Below are 17,737 nucleotides of genomic sequence, written 5' to 3'. Positions count from 1 at the left end.
CCGTGTGCATCGTTCACATCGCGAGGACGTACCGACCCGGAGGGAACCCGATGGTCCAGCAGATCGAACTGCGCACCCCTGGCAAACGGCGCGACGTATGGAAGAAACCGTCCGACTTCAGGGTCCTGCTGGTCTACCCGAACATCCAGCAGGCGGCGATGATGCCGTACTCCATGGGCCTTTTCACGGCGATACTGCGGGATCAGGGCTTTCAGGTGGACCTCTTCGACAGCTCCTTCTACGTCGAGGAACTCACCTCCAACTACGTGCACTACCGTACGTTCACAAAGCAGTTCGACTGGCTGGAACGCGACGTGCGGTTCCGCGAGAGCAACATGCTGGACGACTTCCGGGCCAAGGTGGCCCGGTTCCAGCCTGACCTGATCGCCGTTTCCGTCGTGGAGAACACCTACTCCATCGGCCGCGCGATGATGCGGGCGCTGCCTGCGCAGGACCGTAAGATTCCCACGATTTGGGGAGGTCCTTTCGCGACTTTCGCCCCGAACTTCATTCTCCGTGACAACGTGGGCGACTTCGTGTGCCGCGGCGAAGGGGAGATCGCCCTCGTCGAACTGTGCCAGCGCATGTGCGACGGCCGCCCGCTGACCGATATCCCGAACCTCTGGGTACGCTCCGACGGCCAGCTATACCGCAATCCGCTGGGGGAGCGGGTCGACCTCGACCAACTGCCTTTCGCCGACTACAGCCTCTTCGAGGAACAGGCGATCTACCGCCCGATGGAGGGGCGGCTGTGGCGCACGATCGGCATCGAGAGCCAGCGCGGCTGTCCGTATCAGTGCACCTACTGCAACTCGCCGGGAAACAACCGCATGGCCGTCGCCGAACAGGGCAGCAAGTTCTACCGGCGCAAGTCGCTCGACCGGGTCATGGCGGAGCTTGACCATCTGAACAAGCGGCACGACATCGAGCTGGTCTACTGGCTCGCGGACACCTTTCTGGCGGTCCCGAACAAGTACTTCGACGAGCTGGTCGAACGCTACGAGGACTACCGCATCCCGTTCTGGATGAACACGCGCTCGGAAACCATGACCGAGCATGCGGCGGACGGTCTTGAGCGTATGAACATGCTGCGCACCAGCATCGGGGTGGAGCACGGAAACGCCGAGTACCGGCGGAAGATGCTCAAGCGCTTCCAGACGAACGACCAACTGCGGCGGGCTTTCGAGGTCTGTTCCGGCCGCAGTTTCTCCACCACCGGGAACCTGATCATCGGCATGCCGGAGGAGACACGGGAGCTGATCTTCGAAACGATCGACTTCACCCGAAGCCTGCCGGACGACATCGACACTGTCGGGTGCTTCATCTTCTCGCCGCTGCACGGCACCGAGTTGCGCAGGATCGCGGAGTCCAACGGCTATCTCGACCCCGAGACGTTCTGCGACATCTCCGATCCGGAGGTGAGCATCCTCGACCAGCCCCAGCTCAGCCGCGCCGAAGTGATCGGGATCGCCAAGTGTTTCGGCCTGTACCAGACCGCGCCGAAGGAGGACTGGGACCGGGTGCGCGCGGCCGAGCCGGAGACCCCGGAGGCCAACGCGAAGCTTGAGGAACTGGTGCGGCACTACCGACCCGGGGACGCCGTGGCCATGGCCGACTAGGCGGGGCCGGACATTCCCGGGTGTGTTCCGTTCCGGCAGGTCGTGTGCCGCCCTGGGCGGGGGCTTCAGTGGTGCGTGTGGTGCCGCCTGCTCTCGACAACGGCGGCGAAGTGCTGCCAGGCGTCCACATTGCTGCGCGCCAACTGCAATACCCGGTCGAGGCAGTGCGGCGGCAGCCCGCGTGCCAACTGCTCCCACTCGGTGGCGTCGGACGGATGGCTGAGGGCGAGGCGCAGAAACAGGCGGCCGATGTTGGTCAGCCGCAGGGACGGGTCACGCTTCAGCGCACTCAGCACCTCCGGCAGCCCGCAGGACCACGGCGGAGCCTGCGGCGGGGGCTCCGCCTCGGGCGCGGAAGCCTCCTCGTCGGGGCCCTGCCGATCGCCCGGCAGCGGGGAGACCCCCCTGCGCACCCGGTCCTTCACGTCGCGCGCGGTACCCACGGATATCCCGCACTCCCGGGACACCTCACGCAGCGACGCGCCGGGGCGCTCGGCGAACAGGGCGGCCGCCCGCTCGCGTCCCTCGGAGGTGCTCAGCGGCCTCGTCCTGCCGTCGCATCCGGTGCGGGTGTACAAGTGCGGAAGTTCCGCGGTTGCACAGCGGAGCTTGGCCACCGTCTTGTCGGAGATGCCGCTGGCCTCCGCGATCAGCCGGTCCGACCACTCGGGGTGGGAGCTGATGATGCGTTGCGCCGCGGTGAGCCGATCGGCGCGGGAGAGCGGCAGGCCGTGCTCGGTGTTCAGCCGCACGGCCAGGACGAACGCATCCTCCTCCGTGCCGTCGTAGAAGCGGACGTCCACGTACTCGCGCCCCTGAAGGACCGCGGCCCGTAGGCGATGGCGGCCGTCGATGACGCGCATGCTGCGTCGGCAGACGACCAGTGGAGGCAGTGGCCCCTGGGTGTCGGCCAGATTGCGGACGTGCTCCTCGTCCTCCCCGTTCAGCCGCGGAGACCCGCCGGTGACCAGGGAGTTGACCGGCACTCGCTCGATCGCCGTCACATCGGAAGGTAAGGGAAGTCCTGCGGTACGCACGCTGCGCAAGTGCGTCGGAACGCGGGTGACGCCCCGACCGTCGGTAGCTGATCCTGCCGCTGCACTCACGGAATCCCCCATAGGTGCGACGCCTCCGTAAGACTCTTCTGTCGTCGGCCGATCACGCTGGGCCTTGCCGCGCGTTAATCGTTTAATCATGGTTCACGCGCGGGTTGGCACTTGTGTTGGAGTCCCCGAGCGTCGCACCAGTTTTTCTGGCCTTCAACCCCCGGAAAGAAACGCCAACCACCCCCGAGGACCGGGAGCATGGCCTCATACGTTGCCGGAAGCGATGCCCCCGAAGGACTTTCTGTCGTCGGCCGATCACGCTGGGCGCTGTAAAAGTTAATCGTTTAACCACCGGGTGCGGGTTGGCGCTTGCGGTGGAGCCTCCGCGCCTCGCGCCCTCCTGCCGGTCTTCGGCCCGGAAAGAAGCGCCGCCCCACACGAAGCGGGCTCCGCCGACGACGGGTGCGTCGTCGGCGGAGCCCTGGTCCACGAAGATCCAAACGACACGACCTAGTCGAAGTAGCTCCTGAGTGTGCCGCGCCGCCGCACGTCGAGCGTCGCGCAGTGCAGGCCGCCGCCGAAGACGTAGTGGTCCTTGAAGTCCACCAGAACGGGCCTGATGCCGAGGCTCCTGAGCATTGTGATGGTGGGCTCCTCGTGCTTGTCGACGACGACCCGCTGCTCGTCGATCACCAGCAGATTCATCGACAGCCAGCGGCTGGAGAGCTGGAACTCGGCGGGCGCGACACCCTCCGGGGCCTCGATGATCTCCCAGCCGGCCCGCTTGAACATGTCGACCAGTTCCGGCGAGAGGCACGGCCGCGCCGGACAGGTGAGGACCCGGCCCTCGCCCAGCGGGACCCAGGTCGTGTCGATGTGCACCGGCCCCGAGGAGCGGAAGCGTGCCCGGTGGACGCGGTACTCGCTGCCGAGGTGCCGCTCCAGCCACCGGATGCCCAGCTCGTTGGTGACCTGGCTGCGCTGGGCGACGATGTCGCGTCCGAAGCGGGAGAAGTCCGCGGCGTCGAAGCAGGGTTCGGCCTCCGTGGTCATGAACCGGCCCCGCAGCGGGCCCACGTCGTCCGGGACGCCCGGCTCGCCGCGGAACAGCTCCAGGTGCTCCTCCGGGTAGTCGTCGTCGTACATGTGTCGGCCCATCGAGCACTTCGGCGCCGCGGTCCAGCGAGCGCCTCTCTCGAAGTACTGCTGCAACAACGGCTGGTATTTCGCGTGCTCGAAGTAGCGTGGCGGCAACGCCATCGGTGCCTCGATGACCTCGTCACCGACCACCAGCAGGACGTCGCGCACGTCCGCGTTGAAGAAGCCGGTGGACTCGAAGTACGGCGTGCGGAACGACGTGGTGGCGTAGTCGACGGGGCCGGGGCGCGTGACCGCGACCCCTTCGTCCTCCAGAACCCGCTGGAGGTTGTCGAGCGCCTTCGACGCACCCCGCACGAGGTGTTCCGGGTAGGGCTCGCCCGCGTGCGCCCGATAGAAATCCCAGTAGTCCCGGCGCACCATGGATTTCATCTCGTGCGTCAGCGGGGGGATCGTGACGCCCTCGATGGTGCCCACGATCACTTCTTCGAGCGGGTCCCACTCGTTGTGCGAGGACACTGCGGATACGGGTACTGACTGTTTCCTGACGGTTGATGAATCCTCGGTCTTCAAGATTCGCCCCTGCCTATCCGATCGGCGAAGCCGATCGAGGGTCGTCCGAATGCGCTGCCACGATTCTCTGAATGATCTCGGTGGTCGAGATTCCCTGGGTGTAGCGAACGTACGCGAACTTCCCGGCCGCTACGGCAGGCCCGTACATGTCCTCCGTGGCCTGCGGCGACATGTCGTCGCCGTGCACCACCTTCGCTATCCCGTGCTCCGCGAGAAATTCCTCGGTGACCCGAAATGGCGCGTCCGGGATGACCTCGTCCACGTATCTGCATGATTCGATCACCGCCACCCGCTCCGCGAGGCACATGACGGGTCGGCGTTTGTAGGAGGCGACGGTCTCGTCGGAGAGCACCCCGACGACGAGCCAATTCCCGAACTGCCGGGCGGCCTTGAGCAGCGCCACATGGCCCGCGTGAAAGAGGTCTCCCGTCATGTCCACATAGACCCGTGGCACATCAGTCGTATCGAGGTTATCCATACCAACCCCACTTTTTCGAGCCGTTGCTCCGCGGAAGGATGACCGTCTTCCCAGCCCATGCGGCCGGACCCAGAATGGAACACCGGCACAACGACGACAACCGCCCATCGGCACCGCCGGCACCACCGCGGCAGTGCTCCGAAGGAGGTTCCACGGCATGTTGAACCCGGCACACCTGGTGGCCCGCATGGGCGACTTCGGATTCGGTCCCTTCGTCGGCGTGCCCTGCTCGTATCTCGGCGGAGTCATCGCGGCCGCCGAGGACAGCCCGAACGCCGACTACCTCGTCGCCAACAACGAGGGCGAGGCAGTCGCCGTCGCCGCGGGGCTGCGGCTCGCGGGGGCCAGCCCGGCCGTCATCATGCAGAACTCCGGTCTCGGCAACGCGGTCAATCCGCTGACCTCGCTTGTCCAGACCATGGCGGTCCCCATGCTGCTGCTGATCACCTGGCGTGGGCAGCCCGGCCGTACCGACGAACCCCAGCACACGCTCATGGGGGCCATCACACGCGACCTCCTCGACGCGATGAGCATCCGCAGCGAGGTCCTGCCGGACGACCGGGCCGGGGCCGAAGCCCTGCTCGCCACCGCGTCCCGGCACCTCGCGCAGCGGCGGTCGCCGTTCGCCGTCCTCGTGCCCAAGGGGACCGTGGGCCCGTACGAGCGCGCCGAGCCGGGTGCCGCCGCGGCCGGGGACCCGACGCGGGCCGAGGTCATCGAGCTGATCACGCGTGCCGCCCCGGCCGACGCGGCGGTCATCGCGACCACCGGGAAGACGGCCCGCGAACTGGAGGCCATGTGCGACCGCGCCGGGAACCTCTACGTCGTGGGCTCCATGGGCTGTGCCTCAAGCGTCGGGCTCGGGGTGGCGCTGCGCAGCCCGGCGCGGCGGGTGATCGTCATCGATGGCGACGGGGCGGCGCTCATGCGTCTGGAGGCGATGGCGACGATCGGCCGGCTCAGGCCGCCCAATCTCGGCCATGTGGTGCTCGACAACGCCGCGTACGAGTCGACGGGCGGCCAGGCCACCGGATCACCGCACATCGACTTTCCCGCTCTCGCGCGGTCCTGCGGATACCCGAGAGTCGTCAGCGCCGCCAGCCGCGCGGAGATCGCCGAGTGCCTTCGGACGGTGTGCCGCGGCACGGCCACCTCGTTCGGGCACATAGCCATCCGCAGCGGCTCCGATCCGGGGCTGGGCCGACCGACGCTGCCGCCGCCGGCCTCGGCCGCCCGATTCCAGGAGTTCGTGACCGGATGAACCACCGGCCCTTCGCCGTGGAAGCCACTCCCCGACCCGGTCGGCAGGTGCTGATGAACCCCGGTCCTGTCCTCACCGATCCGCGGGTACGGAACGCGATGGCCGGGGCCGACGTGTGCCACCGGGAGGCGGAGTTCGCCGACCTCATGGCACGCGTCGCCGACAAACTGGTCGCTGTCGCCGACGGCGACCGGCGGCACGCCGCCGTGCTTCTGACCGGCTCAGGAACCGCCGCGCTCGAAGCGGCGGTCGGCTCCGTCGTGCCACCCGACGGACGTCTGCTGGTCCTGGACAACGGGCACTACGGCGATCGCCTCCACCGCATCGCCACCGCACTCGGCGTCCCGGTGCGGCGGATGCGCGGCGCCGAGGGGCACCGCATCGACCTCGACGAGGTCGCCCGGCTGCTGTCGGCCCGGCACCCCGCCACGCACGTGGCGCTGGTGCACCACGAGACGAGCAGTGGAGTGCTGAACCCGCTGCGCCCCGTCGTGCGACTCGCCCACGAGGCGGGGGCGCAGGTCGTGGTGGACGCGATCAGCAGCTTCGGGGCCGAGCCGCTGTCGCTGCGCGAGGACGAGGTCGACTGGGTAGTCGGCTCGTCCAACAAGTGCCTTGAGGGCGTACCAGGTCTGTCTTTCGTGATCGGTGCCCGCAACGGATTCGACGCGCTGCCCACCGACGCCCGGTCCTTCTATCTCGACCTGCGACGTCACTACGCCGCCCAGTACCACGCCGCCGCCCCGGCGTTCACGCCCGCGGTTCCGGCCTGCTACGCCCTCGACGCGGCCCTCGGCCTCGTCATCGCCGAGACCCCGGCGGGGCGGCACGCGCGGTACGCGCGGCTCGCCGCCGTGCTGCGCGACGGGCTCGGGCGGCTCGGGTTGAACTGCCCGGTTCCCGAGGACGAACGGTCCGTCTGCCTGACCGTCTTCCCGCTTCCGCCGGGTGTTTCGTACACCGATCTGCACCACGCGCTCAAAACCCGCGGATTCGTGATCTACGCGGGCCAGGCCGGGTTCGCACGTGACCACTTCCGGCTCTCGACCATGGGCCAGATGACCGCCGCCGACGTGGACGGGTTCCTCCGCGCCTTCCGCGAGGTCCTGGCCGCTCCGCAGGCGCGGGGAGATGAGCACACCCCCGGCGGCGGGGTCGGCTGAAGAGTCACGCGTCGGCGGGTGCCGGCTTCTGCAAAGCGGTGCCGGCGAGGCCGAATCCGGCGTGCGGGGTCTTGCCCAGAGCGGCGAAGACAGTGGGGAAGACGTCGACATGGCGGGCCGGCCCCGCGACCAGACCTGGTCCCGCACCGGCCAGCCACGCGGTCGTCTCCCCCGGCGAGCGCCCGCCGTGCCCGCCACCGTCCCGGTGGCCGTGGTCGGTGACGACGATGATCGTCCACTCCTCGTCCGTACGGTCCGAAAGCGGCGCGATGATCTCGCCGATCCGGGTGTCCGCCCTCTCGACGGCCTCCGTGTACGCGGGTCCGACGCCATGGCGGTGGGCCACGGAGTCCGGCTCGCCGAGGTGGAGGAAGGCGGCATGGACCTTGTCGTTCCTGAAGACTTGGGCCGCGTCACGGGTGACGGCCTCGTCGGCTTCGCGGTAACCGATCCCGTCACCGTGCAGGGAGACCAGCCGGTGCGCGGGGCGGAACATCCGCGTCGCCAGCGGCTGCCAACTGGCCGCCAGATAGGTGCGCACGCTCTTGTCCGTCCAGGCGAGCGCATGGAGGAAGTCGGGGAAAGAGGCCAGCCGGTGACCGGCGAGACTATTGTCGTACACCCCGTGGAATGCCGGCCACACGCCTGTGGCCACCGATGCCCAGAGCGGACCTGAATTGACCGGTGCCTGATCGGTCACGGTAAATGAACTGAGCATGCCGGCCTGTGCGATCGCATCAATATGAGGGGTCCTCGCCGCCTGCAAAGTGTCGAAGCGCACGCCGTCCACGCCTATGACCACCACTCCGTTGGCTGGCATGCGTTTACTCCGTCTCATGCGGGCGAATGGGGTCTGCTCGGAGTTCTCCACGAGCCGGGTCCGGCCCCACGGGCGCAGCGCGCGGGCACTTCGTTGTACCACGTCACCCGGCGCAGGACCGCCCGCCTGACCTGGCCGGGGCCGGTTCAGAGGCACTGTATCCCCGATCAACTCCGGCCTGGACGTGCCGTTCCGCCGTTCAATCCGGTGTGCGTTGACCGCCGCACCGCCGGCTCACGATACTGGGCCAGTGCTCACGGCGTGATAAGGAGTTCTCAGGTGACCGAGTCAGACGACGACTTCAGCCCCGCGGCCGATTCGCAGGACCTTCCGCTGGATTCCGGGCCCGACGACTTCCCGTCGGAATCAGCGAGCCTCGCACCGGAACTCGCCAGCCTCGCACCCGAACTGGAATCGGATACGTGGCAGGACTGGAGCAGTGCCGCCGATCTTTCCCCCGACATCACCACCGACGGCCTACCGGAATAGACGGGTGCCCGGCGTGGCGCAGATCCCCGGAAAAACCCCGCCGCATCCCCCGCTCTACACACCGTTCAAGTGGGCGAGCGCCCGGCTCACCCCCAGGCTTCGCGACTCACGGCTGAGTTCCAACGCCGTCACGGTGACATGGGGGGCGTTCTTCGTCGCGGCCTCTTTCGCGCTGGCGTCCGAGCACCGCGCCGCCGCCGCCCTTCTCGTCCTCCTCGCCGTCCTCCTCGACTGCCTCGACGGCGACCTCGCACGCATCCGGAACCAGCCGTCCCTGTCGGGCACGCTCCTCGAACAGTTCGCCCACTGGATCGGCAACATGTCGCTGATCGCGGGCGCGGGCGCGGCGCTGCTGCTCGCCGACCCCAGGCCGAGGAACGTCCTGCTCGTCTCGTCGCTCACCGTCGTCCAGGCGGTCTACGTCGCCGTGGTCCGGCAGATCCGGCCGAATGCCGCGAACATCTCAGGCCACCGCGCCCTGCGTCGGGCGTTCCGTGCCATCGTCCGCGCCCTCTGGCTGGCATCTCCCATCGAGCTGCCGATCGTCGCCGTATTGATCGTCTTCGGCCCGGCGAGCGGCACCCTCCTCGCGCTCCTGGCCACGCTCGTCTGCGCCGGCCTGGCGATATTCGTCCCGCACTTCCTCCTGATCCGCGCGGCCGACCGCGGGCGCTGGGAAAAGGCATCGGAGGCCCCGCCAGGACCTGACCGCGCCGGAGCAGGTGCGCGGGATGCGCCCGAGGCGGACTGGTGGGTTCCGGGCACCCCGCGCCTGCCCGGCGAAATGCTCGCGCTGCTCGGTGCGCAGCCCGTCCCCGCCGGGTCCCCTTTCGTGCGGAAGGCCCGCCAGGATCTCGACCGGTTGCTCCCCGGGCTGTTCCGCACCACGGGCCGCGTCCTTCCGCTGGCCTGTCCCCCGGAGGCCGCATTCGAGTCGGTCGTGTCCGCGCTGAGCACCCCGACCGACCGGGTCGTCGTCGCCGGTGGCCGCTCCACCGTCCGCCGCTGGCGCCCGGTGGTCGAGCACCTCGGGCGGGAAGTGACGGCCGTGGAGAGAGCGTTCGGCGGACAACTGGACCGGTCCGGGCTCGCCCTGGCAGTCGCCGCCGAGGGGCCTCCACCGGTCGTCATCCTGTCCATGGCCGATCCCGAGGACGGCGCCCTGACCGACCTCCCGGCCGTCCTCGCGGCGGTACGCGAGCCGGCCTCGATGGTGATCCTCGATGCCACTCTGGGGCTCTGCGCGGACGAACTGCGCATGGACGAGTGGGGAGTGGACGTCGCGCTGGCGTCCTCCGCAGGAGGCGTCATGGCACCGCCCGGTACGTGCCTGCTCGCTCTCGGCGCCCGTGCACTCGCCGTTCTGGACTCCGGGCGCCCCGGCACGACCGGCGGCTACCCGGACCTGCACGCCGCGATCGCGGACCAGCGGCCCGCCCACCTGCCGACCCCGGCACTGCTCAGCCTTCGACTGGGGGCGTCACTGATCCAGGAAACGGGCCTGGACACCGTCCTCGCCCACCGCGGCGAACTGGCGGAACGCTTCCGACGACAATGCGCGGAGCGGGCCGGTCTGACGCCGGTGGCCGGCCTGCGCACGTCGGCCTGTACGACCTTCGCCCTGCCCCAGGACGTGCCGCCGGCCCGGCTGCGGGAGAACCTGTGGGCCTCGGCACGGATGGTGGTCGGCCACGGACACACACCGGACGGTACGGCCACGGTGCACGTCGGCCACCTGGGCCGACTGACCACCGACGACGTGGACCGCGCAGCGACGGCACTGGCCGACGCCGTCGTCTCCGCACGTGAGGATGTCCCGTCGACGACCGGGACCGGGAGATCGCGAACCACACGGATGGGTTGATCACAAAATCCGCGTACGCGGCGCCTGGTGCCCCCGGCGGGGCACGGGGCAGATGGGAACGGGTGGCGTGGGGGTGGCGAGGGGATGGTGGCTGTGGTGGTGAGGGCTTCGGCGAGTTCGGCGGCGGTGTCGCGGATGCGCTTGCGTGCGGGGGGGGTCGGCGTCGCGGGCTGCGCGCAGGAGGAGGATCTTGCGGGCGGGGGTGTCGGGGAGGTGGACGCGGCCTTGAGGTCGCCACCGGCAAAGTGATCGGCTCCCTGCACCACCGCCACCGAGCAGCGGAGTTCAAGAAGTTCCTCGCGAAGCTCGACAAGGAAGTCCCGGCTGATCTGCAGATTCATCTGATCCTGGACAACCACGCGACCCACAAGACACCCGACATCAAACGGTGGCTGCTCGCTCGGCCCTGCCGTGGCGGTCTCGCCCGTATTGTCGAACTCGGATGGAGACAGGGGTCGTTCCTTATCGTGACCACCACGCTCAGCCGCTCGCTTCTTGGCCGCGTACCTCCGCTCCCGCTCCCGCTCCGGGTCGCGGATCTGTAGCCAACGTTGGACACCTTGGGCACTGAACCCTGAGGGTTCAAAGGATCATGCTCTCCTCGCCGGAAGTGTTCTCGGCCGCAGCGGGACGCATCGCGAACACGGTGCCTCCCGGGGACTCTGGAAGGGACTACAAGAAGGACCTAGCTCCAAACAAGGACGACGGCCAGATACCAGCCCCCATGAGCACAGGTGCCGTGTTCTCCAGCGACAGCAGGGCCATCGAGTCGACGGGGGCAGGCGGGCCAATGCCTTCACCGGCATAGCGGCGGCCCCCATCTGCCCCCGGCCGCCTCACCACATGAAACGACGTCTTAGCGTCGCTTCTGCTGCCTCTTGCTGCTCTCCCCTTTGTCGTGTTTGCCGTGGTGGCTGGCACCGTGGTTGTGGTCGCGGCGGCCGCGAGTGCTGGGTTGGTCGCGTACCGTGTGCCTCGACGAGTTGCCGGTGCGAGGCACGGGTAGTCGGGCGGCGGAGGCTCGCTCGCCGGCCTCGTCCAACTGCTCGCTCTGTGCGGCCTGTGCGATCGCACGGTGAACGGGCCTCCACAGCTCGTCCGAGTGCGCTCGGATTGCGTTGACGTACTCAGCAGAGGCTCTCTCCAGGTGCAAGAGTGCCCTTCCGGCCGCCCTTCGGTGGGGAACTGCCGATTCCGGCGGGTACGCCATATTGGCTGCCCTGTCATGCCCGACTGTTTCATTCAACGCATCATGGTATCCAGTTTCCGCTGTCCGTTCACCTTCATAGAGCCTGGATAGCCTTGAGCCGGGCGAGTAATTGGGGGCTCCCCCGTATTCGGGATTGGGGAAGCCGGCGTTGTTACGTGCAATCTCTGCTTGTGTGACAGAGTACGTTATATCTGCGAGCCGTTGAGCTATATCGGCGTACGCTGCGTCCGCTTGCTGATCCGAAACTGGTTCCAATTCCCCTCAGACCTTTCATCCCGAACGATGGGAGCCGTTCAACCCCAGCGGTGCCCGGCATCCGCCGGACGCAGTCCGCCTGCCGACCGACTTGACCACGACAACGGCGCTCGCACCCGCGATGGTTCAACCGATGGCGCGAGGCACGGGTACAGCCGCCGGACCCGGCCCCTCGTCACCGGAGCGGTGGGCAGTGCCGCCCCGTCACTTCTGACGGCTCCGCGGCGCGGCAACGGGACATGAATTCCTGGCGTTGAACCAAGCCGAGGCGATTCCCGTTGGAACGGTTGACCGTCGTGACCGCACGGCCCTGGGACGGGGACGTGGAGTTGCCGGGATGTGGGTAGCCGGGTGGAACGTACTGCCCGATTCGTCTTTCCTCGGCGCCGCCCCTTTTTATGCCTTCGTGGTTGGCCCTTCGTCGTCTTACAGAAAGAAGAGGACATGTTCTCAAAGAAATGGCTCGTCGCCGCCCCCGTCGCCGCGGCGGCCGTGCTGGGCGTCATGGTGCCGAGCGGGTCCGCATATGCCATCAACAAGGTGGACTGCGGCCACCCCGGTTTCCTGAATATCTACAGCCACACGACCGGGGTAAAATTCCACAGGTGCTACGCGAATGCGGGCACCACGAGCCTGGGCGAGTGGGTGGATAAGATCACCACCGGAAACAATCGCGTGAAGTACTACGACGCGAACGGCTCCACCCGTACGTATCCCAAGAACTACGTGATCACCTTCCCGAACAATCCCCCGAAGGTCTCGAAGATCCAGATCCTGTAGCGGGCCCCGGGCCCATACGCCCCCGGGGCCCTGTCGCCGTGTCCGTGAGGCAGGGCGGCAGGGCCCCGCCCGCATACCCGGCCCCGGCCCGTAGGGCGGCGATCTGATGCCGCCGACCTGTTGACCCGGCGCGAGGCCGTTCAGCGTGACCTGCCGGATTGGGTCGCCCTCCGGCGGTGGTGAGCTGCCGGGCCTTGGGCGGAGGAGTGCGCCTCTTCCCCGCGGGCATTCCCGCCGGGATATTCCGGCAATCGAAGCGCCGCCATCTGCGAGAGCGTCGAATACGGCGTCACCGTCATCCCTTGGTGTGCCGGAGGGATACCCGGTTCGTAGGCTGGTACGGGTAGCTGGGGCAGCGACGGACATTCGCTCAGTGTTTGATTTCTTCTTTCATTGAAAGTACGCAGGCTTTCGGTCAGCGCGTTCGCACGATAACCCGCCATCTTCTCGTCCGCTCCTATGTGCACGCTGCCCCGCGCTTGCTCCCAGCGTCCACGATACTCTTGGCTTTTCTCGGCCTCGGTGTTCCGCGCTGCTTCTACCGCTTGCTCGTGATAGGACCAGCGACTGTTCAACCTGCCCTCGTTGTCTTGGTTGCGCACGTAGAAACGCATCGCCTGTTGGTGCCTCTCGCGGAGGGAATCCCGAGCGATGGCGGAGTTCATAAGTTGGTCCTTCAATTCGCCGTAGACCCACGAATCGGCGATCTTGCGATCACGCTTTTCCTTCTTGCTGATTCCCATGTCCCCTCCATGTCGTCGCCTACGGGCGCGGGATGCGCGGAGGAGTATCCCTGACACGGCCTGTCCGCGTCCGTGCGCACCGGTGTGCGTCCGTTGTGTGCTTCCACCACGGCGGAGGGCGTCGGGCGGTTCAGTGGCGTCTTCGCGGCGGAACGCATCGCGAACACGGTGGCTCCCCTACCGTGGCGGGCGACCGAACCCCCTGGAAGCCGTCCACCGGCGCGTCCCGGCTGTTCCTGCGCCAGGTCGCCGTCCACCAGGACGAGGTGGGTGTGGCATTCGGCATCGGGCCCATGGAGGCCGACGAGTGCCAGATCGGCCCCACCGCCTTCGCCCACGCACTGCTCGCCTGAGACGGCACGACGCGGCACGCGGAGATCGTCGTCCTCTCCGAAGGTGCCTGCGCGGAGTTGCCACTGGAGCACCCGGCCGGGACGGTGCCCGGCGTGTAAGCCGGAATCCATGCCGTCGCGAGACTGCGTAGTTGGCCGCGCAGCAGCCGCATGGCCTCGGCCAGACGCCTCGCGTACTCGCTGCGCTCCTGTGCCCGTTCGGAATGCGGGGTGCGGTCGAGGGCCCGCTTTGCCTGGGCCAGCGCGTGCATGCCGGCCCGGCGTGGCCGTCGGTCGGGCACGCTTCGGGCCAGGAGTTCCACCCGGGGCATCAGCAGATACAGGCTCGCCCAGCCCAGCGCAACCGCCGACGGGTACTCCGGGCAGTCGGGCCGCTGCGCGACCTCAAGCAACCACTTCGCCTCGACACGGAAGTGGCCGATCTCCACGGGAAGCCGAAGCAGCGACGACACGTTCACGGCCGATGCTCCAGCACGTCGCCGAGCGCTGCCTGGTACTTCTCCCAGGGCGCTTCGTCCCTCACCGTCAGCCCAAATGGCGGCCTTGCGACCGCTGGCCAATCCGTACAGAGGGCTGCCCACACCACCCGCGGGTGCAACTCCTGTGGCAGCCACCGCAGTGCCACCTGAACAATCCAGCGCTGCGGTTCAGCGCCAAGACGCGCCCCGAAGCCATCGCGACCGTCATGGCCCAGGCGCTCGGGGGTGGCCGATGAACACCACGGCGGACTCCGTCGCAGCCCTGACCGAACGCGCGTCGGCCGGAGACTTCGGCTTCTGGTACGGCGGCATCGTGCGTCTGGGCGGCTGCACCAACCCCGTTCACCTCGTCGGCAGCGCCTCACTCGTCGACGCCACCACCGGAGAACTGCTGCACGTCTACTCACCCGAGGAGCGCGGCGGCCCGTTACTCACAGCCTGTGGAAACCGACCCCGACCCGGCCACCAGACAACTGCGCAACGGCGAACACACCCACCCGACGAAACCGATGCCGAGGTGGCCCTGTGGGGCATCGAGCCGGACATCGCCCGAGGCCGCTGGACCGGCCCCGACACGGGAAAGATCACGCTTGGCGACTTCATCGACCGCTGGTTCCGGGAGCGGGGCTACGCGGCCACAAGCCGCGGCAGGAACGGGGGCGTCATCCGGCTGCACATCCGCCCGTATCTCGGGGAGTTGGCCGTTGCGGAGATCTCCACTCCCCAAGTCGACGTGGAGGGACGCTTCGTCCACATCCGGCGCGCGCAGGCCGAACCGCAGTCCGAGGCGCTGGAGACCAAGGCCCCAAGAGCGCGGCGGGTGTCCGCACGGTCTCTTCCCCGACATCGCTCGTCCCGGAGAGTCTCCATGATCCCTGGACCGACGCCCGCCGCCGAGCGGGCGTCAAGGGCATGCACCTCCACGACCGGCGGGGCCACCACCCGGGAGCTGATGGCGCGCAGGGGGCACTCGACCGTCCGCGCGGCCATGATCTATCAGCACCTCGTCGGCGGCCAGGATCGGGAGATCTCGGACCACGTGGAGGGGCTGATCAGGAGATCCGGGCGCGGGGCGAAGGGGCGCCAAGGCGGGAAAGCCCACAAGGGCGAAGGCGGCACCGGCAAGCAGAACAAGATCAACTGATCTGGCACGGATCTGGCACGGCCGCTTCGGTGCCATGATCCGCTGCCGCCCATGACGGAGGCCCAGGCAACCGGTTGCCTACCGGCTCGCCTGGGCCTTTGTCGTACTCGCCGCGTGCGCGGCGCCTGGTGCCCCCGGCAGGATTCGAACCTGCGACACCCGCTTTAGGAGAGCGGTGCTCTATCCCCTGAGCTACGAAGGCAGAGGCTTGCGAAAAACCTTGAAGAAAACCCAGCGAGTGGATCTTCGGCCTTAGTGTACAAGCCAGCTGGTCAGTAGGGATCCGCGGGACACTCACGACAAATACTCGAGCGGACATCTTGCGTGACCTGGCTACTGACGTGAACAGCGTAGCGGATCGGGGTGGAGCTGCGGGGTGAAGGACCGGGGCTTCAGCTACCGCGAGGTGCTTGACCTGCGGTTTCTCTCTTCGATGCGCTGAATAGGAGCTTGCTCTCCAGCCAGTGTCGGCGCCGGTTCTGTCCGCTGCGTCGGTGATGCCGAGATTAGGAGGCAGCAGCAAGCGGAGGGGAAAGATCTGTTGTCGTCTGGCCGCCGTGGGAGCTCGGATGACTGAAGGGCCAGGCCAGCTGATGGTCGAGAGCGTCCTCCAGACGGGTCCGTGTGCCGATGTCTGGTAGGACGTCGGCATTCAGGATTCGGGTGACGGTGGGGTGCGCGATAGAGGCCGAGTCCGCCAACCCGCGGAGCGAGAGCTTGCGGGAGTGCGTGTTGCGGTTCAAGTTGCCGATAAGGAGGAGCCCATCGTGGGGGCTCAGGGGTACGTCGTGGGCCAGAGTGGCTTCGGGACAGTAACCATCCACTACGTAGCGCAAAGAGGGGTTTAGACCCACGACAGGCCGCTCAAGCCGGAGCGCGGCACCTGGGCGCTGACCGAACCCGATGCGCCCCTGGAACGTTTAACGTGCCACTGACAGCACCCGGGCACGTCTGCACCTGCGTGAACCGGTACGGGAGTTGGCTTCAGCAGGTGTTGGTCAGCATCTCGGTGCAGGCCCCCTGAGGAGGGCGAACTCGCCGATTATGTGCGAGCGGGCCTCCGGGGCCAAGCTGGACGCGGACTCTTCCAGACGGAGTGGATGGTCCATGCCCTCCTCCTGGAATGCAGCGAAGCGGGCAAGGTCAGGCTTCCCGTCGACCAGATTCCGACGCTCGTCACACGAGACGGAGCGGGTCGTCGCGCCCCCGGGATCTTCGACCCGTTGCCGACTTCCACAGCAGCAGAGATCTCCGCCCTGCTCGATGAGAACTCGATCGCCCCGATGGGCGTCTACCGCACTGTCTTGGCGACGCTTCCTCCAGGCCTCACGTTTGGCATACCTCCAGGCTTGCCCGCCCGTCTGCCGTAGACGGCAGGGCCGCTTAAGTGCGCCATGTCGGCCTGTGCCTCGTGCGGGACGGCAAGCAGATGTGCCTGCATGCTCGCTTCTGCATGACTGCGGTCTTGGTCCCGGGCCTGTCTTTCGCTTTGGCCAGCCCGGCATACGCTCATCCGTTTCCCCGCGCAATCAGCATCCTTGTCTGCCACTCGCCCACGGCTGCCCAATGATCCTGTAGCCGAAGGGTAACGAACCGCACAGAGCCACCAATCGTGCAGCCCTATGCGCGGGGCGGGGCTTCTGCGGCGGCGAGCTTCCGGCGGCGCAGGAAGGCAAGGACCGCTACGGCCCCGAGCGTCATCCACGCCTTTCCGAGGATCTGCCCTGGCAGGAAGTCGAAAGAGCCGAATGCCATCCTAAGGAAGATCAGACTGTCGGCAACCAGTCCCACTGCGTTCGAGGCCAGCATGGCAACAAGGAGCCCCCGTGTGCGGAGCGGCTCGTAAACGGCGAAGTCCATCAGTTCGGCGACGGCGAACGCAGCGGCCGACGCAAAGGCCAGAGCCGGGTCAGCAAGGAAGTAGGACACGACGGTGCCGACGGCGATCGCCGCGAGGATCGCCTTGCGGCCCGCGGCCTCACGGGCGAGGTCGCGGAACACTAGGGCCAGGCCAACCATGTAGACCCCGGCTGGGGCGTCATAGCCGAAGCCGACGGGCAGGGCGCCGATGTGAGTGACGGCCAAGTTCGCGGCCGGGATGGTGGCGATGTAGGCGACGAGCGTGGTTATACCGGCTGGAGCGGGGACCTTCACGATCTTCTTTCTGTCTTGGCGTGGCAGGAACTCGCTGGCCTGCGTGAGCGGAACGAAGGCAGCGGCGCCCAGACAGCACAGCTCGCGCCACTAACGCTTGCTGGACGAATCGATAAACCGAAGGTCAGAACCCGTATCCGCTTGCAGCGCAGGCTGTGCCAGATGGCCGCGGTCGCCATGATAGAGACCTTGCAGATGCGGTCAGCGG

14 protein-coding genes, 1 tRNA gene and 1 pseudogene are annotated in these 17,737 nt (G+C 67.7%); 9 read left to right on the top strand and 7 right to left on the bottom strand.

The genetic code is table 11. The features are described from left to right. Positions 1 to 2 precede the first annotated feature (2 nt). A complete protein-coding gene (locus ACIBIW_RS21185) occupies positions 3 to 1,619 on the top strand; it encodes a B12-binding domain-containing radical SAM protein (RefSeq protein ID WP_399338330.1) in 1,617 nt (538 codons plus the stop codon). A 65-nt stretch (positions 1,620 to 1,684) separates the two neighbouring features. On the opposite strand, the gene ACIBIW_RS21180 is transcribed toward ACIBIW_RS21185, so the two are convergent. The 3 genes from ACIBIW_RS21180 to ACIBIW_RS21170 form a co-directional block, all read right to left on the bottom strand. Then, on the bottom strand, positions 1,685 to 2,623 hold the full coding sequence (locus ACIBIW_RS21180; RefSeq protein ID WP_399338328.1) for a ParB/RepB/Spo0J family partition protein: 939 nt from the start codon (positions 2,621 to 2,623) through the stop codon (positions 1,685 to 1,687). 552 nt (positions 2,624 to 3,175) lie between these two features. Beyond that, positions 3,176 to 4,282 carry an amidinotransferase gene (locus ACIBIW_RS21175; protein WP_399338326.1) on the bottom strand — a complete coding sequence of 369 codons (1,107 nt, stop codon included), beginning with the start codon at positions 4,280 to 4,282 and terminating at the stop codon, positions 3,176 to 3,178. Positions 4,283 to 4,349: 67 nt separating this feature from the next. Further along, on the bottom strand, positions 4,350 to 4,814 hold the full coding sequence (locus ACIBIW_RS21170; RefSeq protein ID WP_399338324.1) for an adenylyltransferase/cytidyltransferase family protein: 465 nt from the start codon (positions 4,812 to 4,814) through the stop codon (positions 4,350 to 4,352). A 157-nt stretch (positions 4,815 to 4,971) separates the two neighbouring features. Here ACIBIW_RS21170 and aepY point away from each other — a divergent pair, with 157 nt between their 5' ends. Both aepY and ACIBIW_RS21160 read left to right on the top strand, forming a co-directional pair. Next, a complete protein-coding gene (gene aepY / locus ACIBIW_RS21165; RefSeq protein WP_399338321.1) occupies positions 4,972 to 6,075 on the top strand; it encodes a phosphonopyruvate decarboxylase in 1,104 nt (367 codons plus the stop codon). A 53-nt stretch (positions 6,076 to 6,128) separates the two neighbouring features. After that, the gene (locus ACIBIW_RS21160; protein ID WP_399338319.1) at positions 6,129 to 7,238 is read left to right on the top strand and encodes a 2-aminoethylphosphonate aminotransferase; all 1,110 of its coding nucleotides are present in this window, start codon (positions 6,129 to 6,131) and stop codon (positions 7,236 to 7,238) included. 4 nt (positions 7,239 to 7,242) lie between these two features. Here ACIBIW_RS21160 and ACIBIW_RS21155 read toward each other — a convergent pair whose 3' ends face one another. Further along, positions 7,243 to 8,058: an alkaline phosphatase family protein gene (locus ACIBIW_RS21155; RefSeq protein ID WP_399338317.1), complete on the bottom strand. Its 816-nt coding sequence runs from the start codon at positions 8,056 to 8,058 to the stop codon at positions 7,243 to 7,245. A 279-nt stretch (positions 8,059 to 8,337) separates the two neighbouring features. On the opposite strand from ACIBIW_RS21155, the gene ACIBIW_RS21150 reads away from it, so the two are divergent. From ACIBIW_RS21150 to ACIBIW_RS21135, 4 genes and pseudogenes are all read left to right on the top strand, one after another. Next, on the top strand, positions 8,338 to 8,547 hold the full coding sequence (locus tag ACIBIW_RS21150) for a hypothetical protein (RefSeq protein ID WP_399338315.1): 210 nt from the start codon (positions 8,338 to 8,340) through the stop codon (positions 8,545 to 8,547). 13 nt (positions 8,548 to 8,560) lie between these two features. Further along, positions 8,561 to 10,411 carry an aminotransferase class V-fold PLP-dependent enzyme gene (locus ACIBIW_RS21145; RefSeq protein WP_399338313.1) on the top strand — a complete coding sequence of 617 codons (1,851 nt, stop codon included), beginning with the start codon at positions 8,561 to 8,563 and terminating at the stop codon, positions 10,409 to 10,411. Between the two features lie 224 nt (positions 10,412 to 10,635). Further along, positions 10,636 to 10,818, top strand: a pseudogene (locus ACIBIW_RS21140) (transposase); the annotation flags it as partial. 1,502 nt (positions 10,819 to 12,320) lie between these two features. Further along, positions 12,321 to 12,656 carry a beta/gamma crystallin domain-containing protein gene (locus ACIBIW_RS21135; protein WP_399338311.1) on the top strand — a complete coding sequence of 112 codons (336 nt, stop codon included), beginning with the start codon at positions 12,321 to 12,323 and terminating at the stop codon, positions 12,654 to 12,656. A gap of 140 nt (positions 12,657 to 12,796) precedes the next feature. Here ACIBIW_RS21135 and ACIBIW_RS21130 read toward each other — a convergent pair whose 3' ends face one another. After that, positions 12,797 to 13,399: a hypothetical protein gene (locus ACIBIW_RS21130; RefSeq protein WP_399338309.1), complete on the bottom strand. Its 603-nt coding sequence runs from the start codon at positions 13,397 to 13,399 to the stop codon at positions 12,797 to 12,799. A gap of 182 nt (positions 13,400 to 13,581) precedes the next feature. On the opposite strand from ACIBIW_RS21130, the gene ACIBIW_RS21125 reads away from it, so the two are divergent. Both ACIBIW_RS21125 and ACIBIW_RS21120 read left to right on the top strand, forming a co-directional pair. Continuing rightward, the gene (locus tag ACIBIW_RS21125; protein ID WP_399338307.1) at positions 13,582 to 13,752 is read left to right on the top strand and encodes a DUF6086 family protein; all 171 of its coding nucleotides are present in this window, start codon (positions 13,582 to 13,584) and stop codon (positions 13,750 to 13,752) included. 711 nt (positions 13,753 to 14,463) lie between these two features. Continuing rightward, positions 14,464 to 15,375 (top strand): hypothetical protein, encoded by a 912-nt coding sequence (locus ACIBIW_RS21120; RefSeq protein ID WP_399338305.1) that lies wholly within the window; start codon positions 14,464 to 14,466, stop codon positions 15,373 to 15,375. A 126-nt stretch (positions 15,376 to 15,501) separates the two neighbouring features. Here the strand turns inward: ACIBIW_RS21120 and ACIBIW_RS21115 are convergent. Together ACIBIW_RS21115 and ACIBIW_RS21110 are read right to left on the bottom strand one after the other, a co-directional pair. Continuing rightward, positions 15,502 to 15,577, bottom strand: a tRNA-Arg gene (locus ACIBIW_RS21115). 1,418 nt (positions 15,578 to 16,995) lie between these two features. Continuing rightward, on the bottom strand, positions 16,996 to 17,529 hold the full coding sequence (locus tag ACIBIW_RS21110) for a VUT family protein (RefSeq protein ID WP_399338303.1): 534 nt from the start codon (positions 17,527 to 17,529) through the stop codon (positions 16,996 to 16,998). Positions 17,530 to 17,737 lie beyond the last annotated feature (208 nt).

Source organism: Streptomyces sp. NPDC050560 (genome assembly GCF_044457285.1).
In the GTDB taxonomy this organism is placed as follows: Bacteria; Actinomycetota; Actinomycetes; order Streptomycetales; family Streptomycetaceae; genus Streptomyces.
The sequence above is the reverse complement of the archived record's forward strand: the minus strand, read 5'-3'. Positions and strand labels throughout refer to the sequence as shown.

Bases quoted from the DNA above. Each gene is read 5' to 3' on its own strand.
- ACIBIW_RS21170 (WP_399338324.1), bottom strand. From the start codon at position 4,814: ATGGATAACCTCGATACGACTGATGTGCCACGGGTCTATGTGGACATG.
- aepY (WP_399338321.1), top strand. From the start codon at position 4,972: ATGTTGAACCCGGCACACCTGGTGGCCCGCATGGGCGACTTCGGATTC.
- ACIBIW_RS21160 (WP_399338319.1), top strand. From the start codon at position 6,129: ATGAACCCCGGTCCTGTCCTCACCGATCCGCGGGTACGGAACGCGATG.
- ACIBIW_RS21155 (WP_399338317.1), bottom strand. From the start codon at position 8,058: ATGCCAGCCAACGGAGTGGTGGTCATAGGCGTGGACGGCGTGCGCTTC.
- ACIBIW_RS21135 (WP_399338311.1), top strand. From the start codon at position 12,321: ATGTTCTCAAAGAAATGGCTCGTCGCCGCCCCCGTCGCCGCGGCGGCC.
- ACIBIW_RS21130 (WP_399338309.1), bottom strand. From the start codon at position 13,399: ATGGGAATCAGCAAGAAGGAAAAGCGTGATCGCAAGATCGCCGATTCG.
- ACIBIW_RS21120 (WP_399338305.1), top strand. From the start codon at position 14,464: ATGAACACCACGGCGGACTCCGTCGCAGCCCTGACCGAACGCGCGTCG.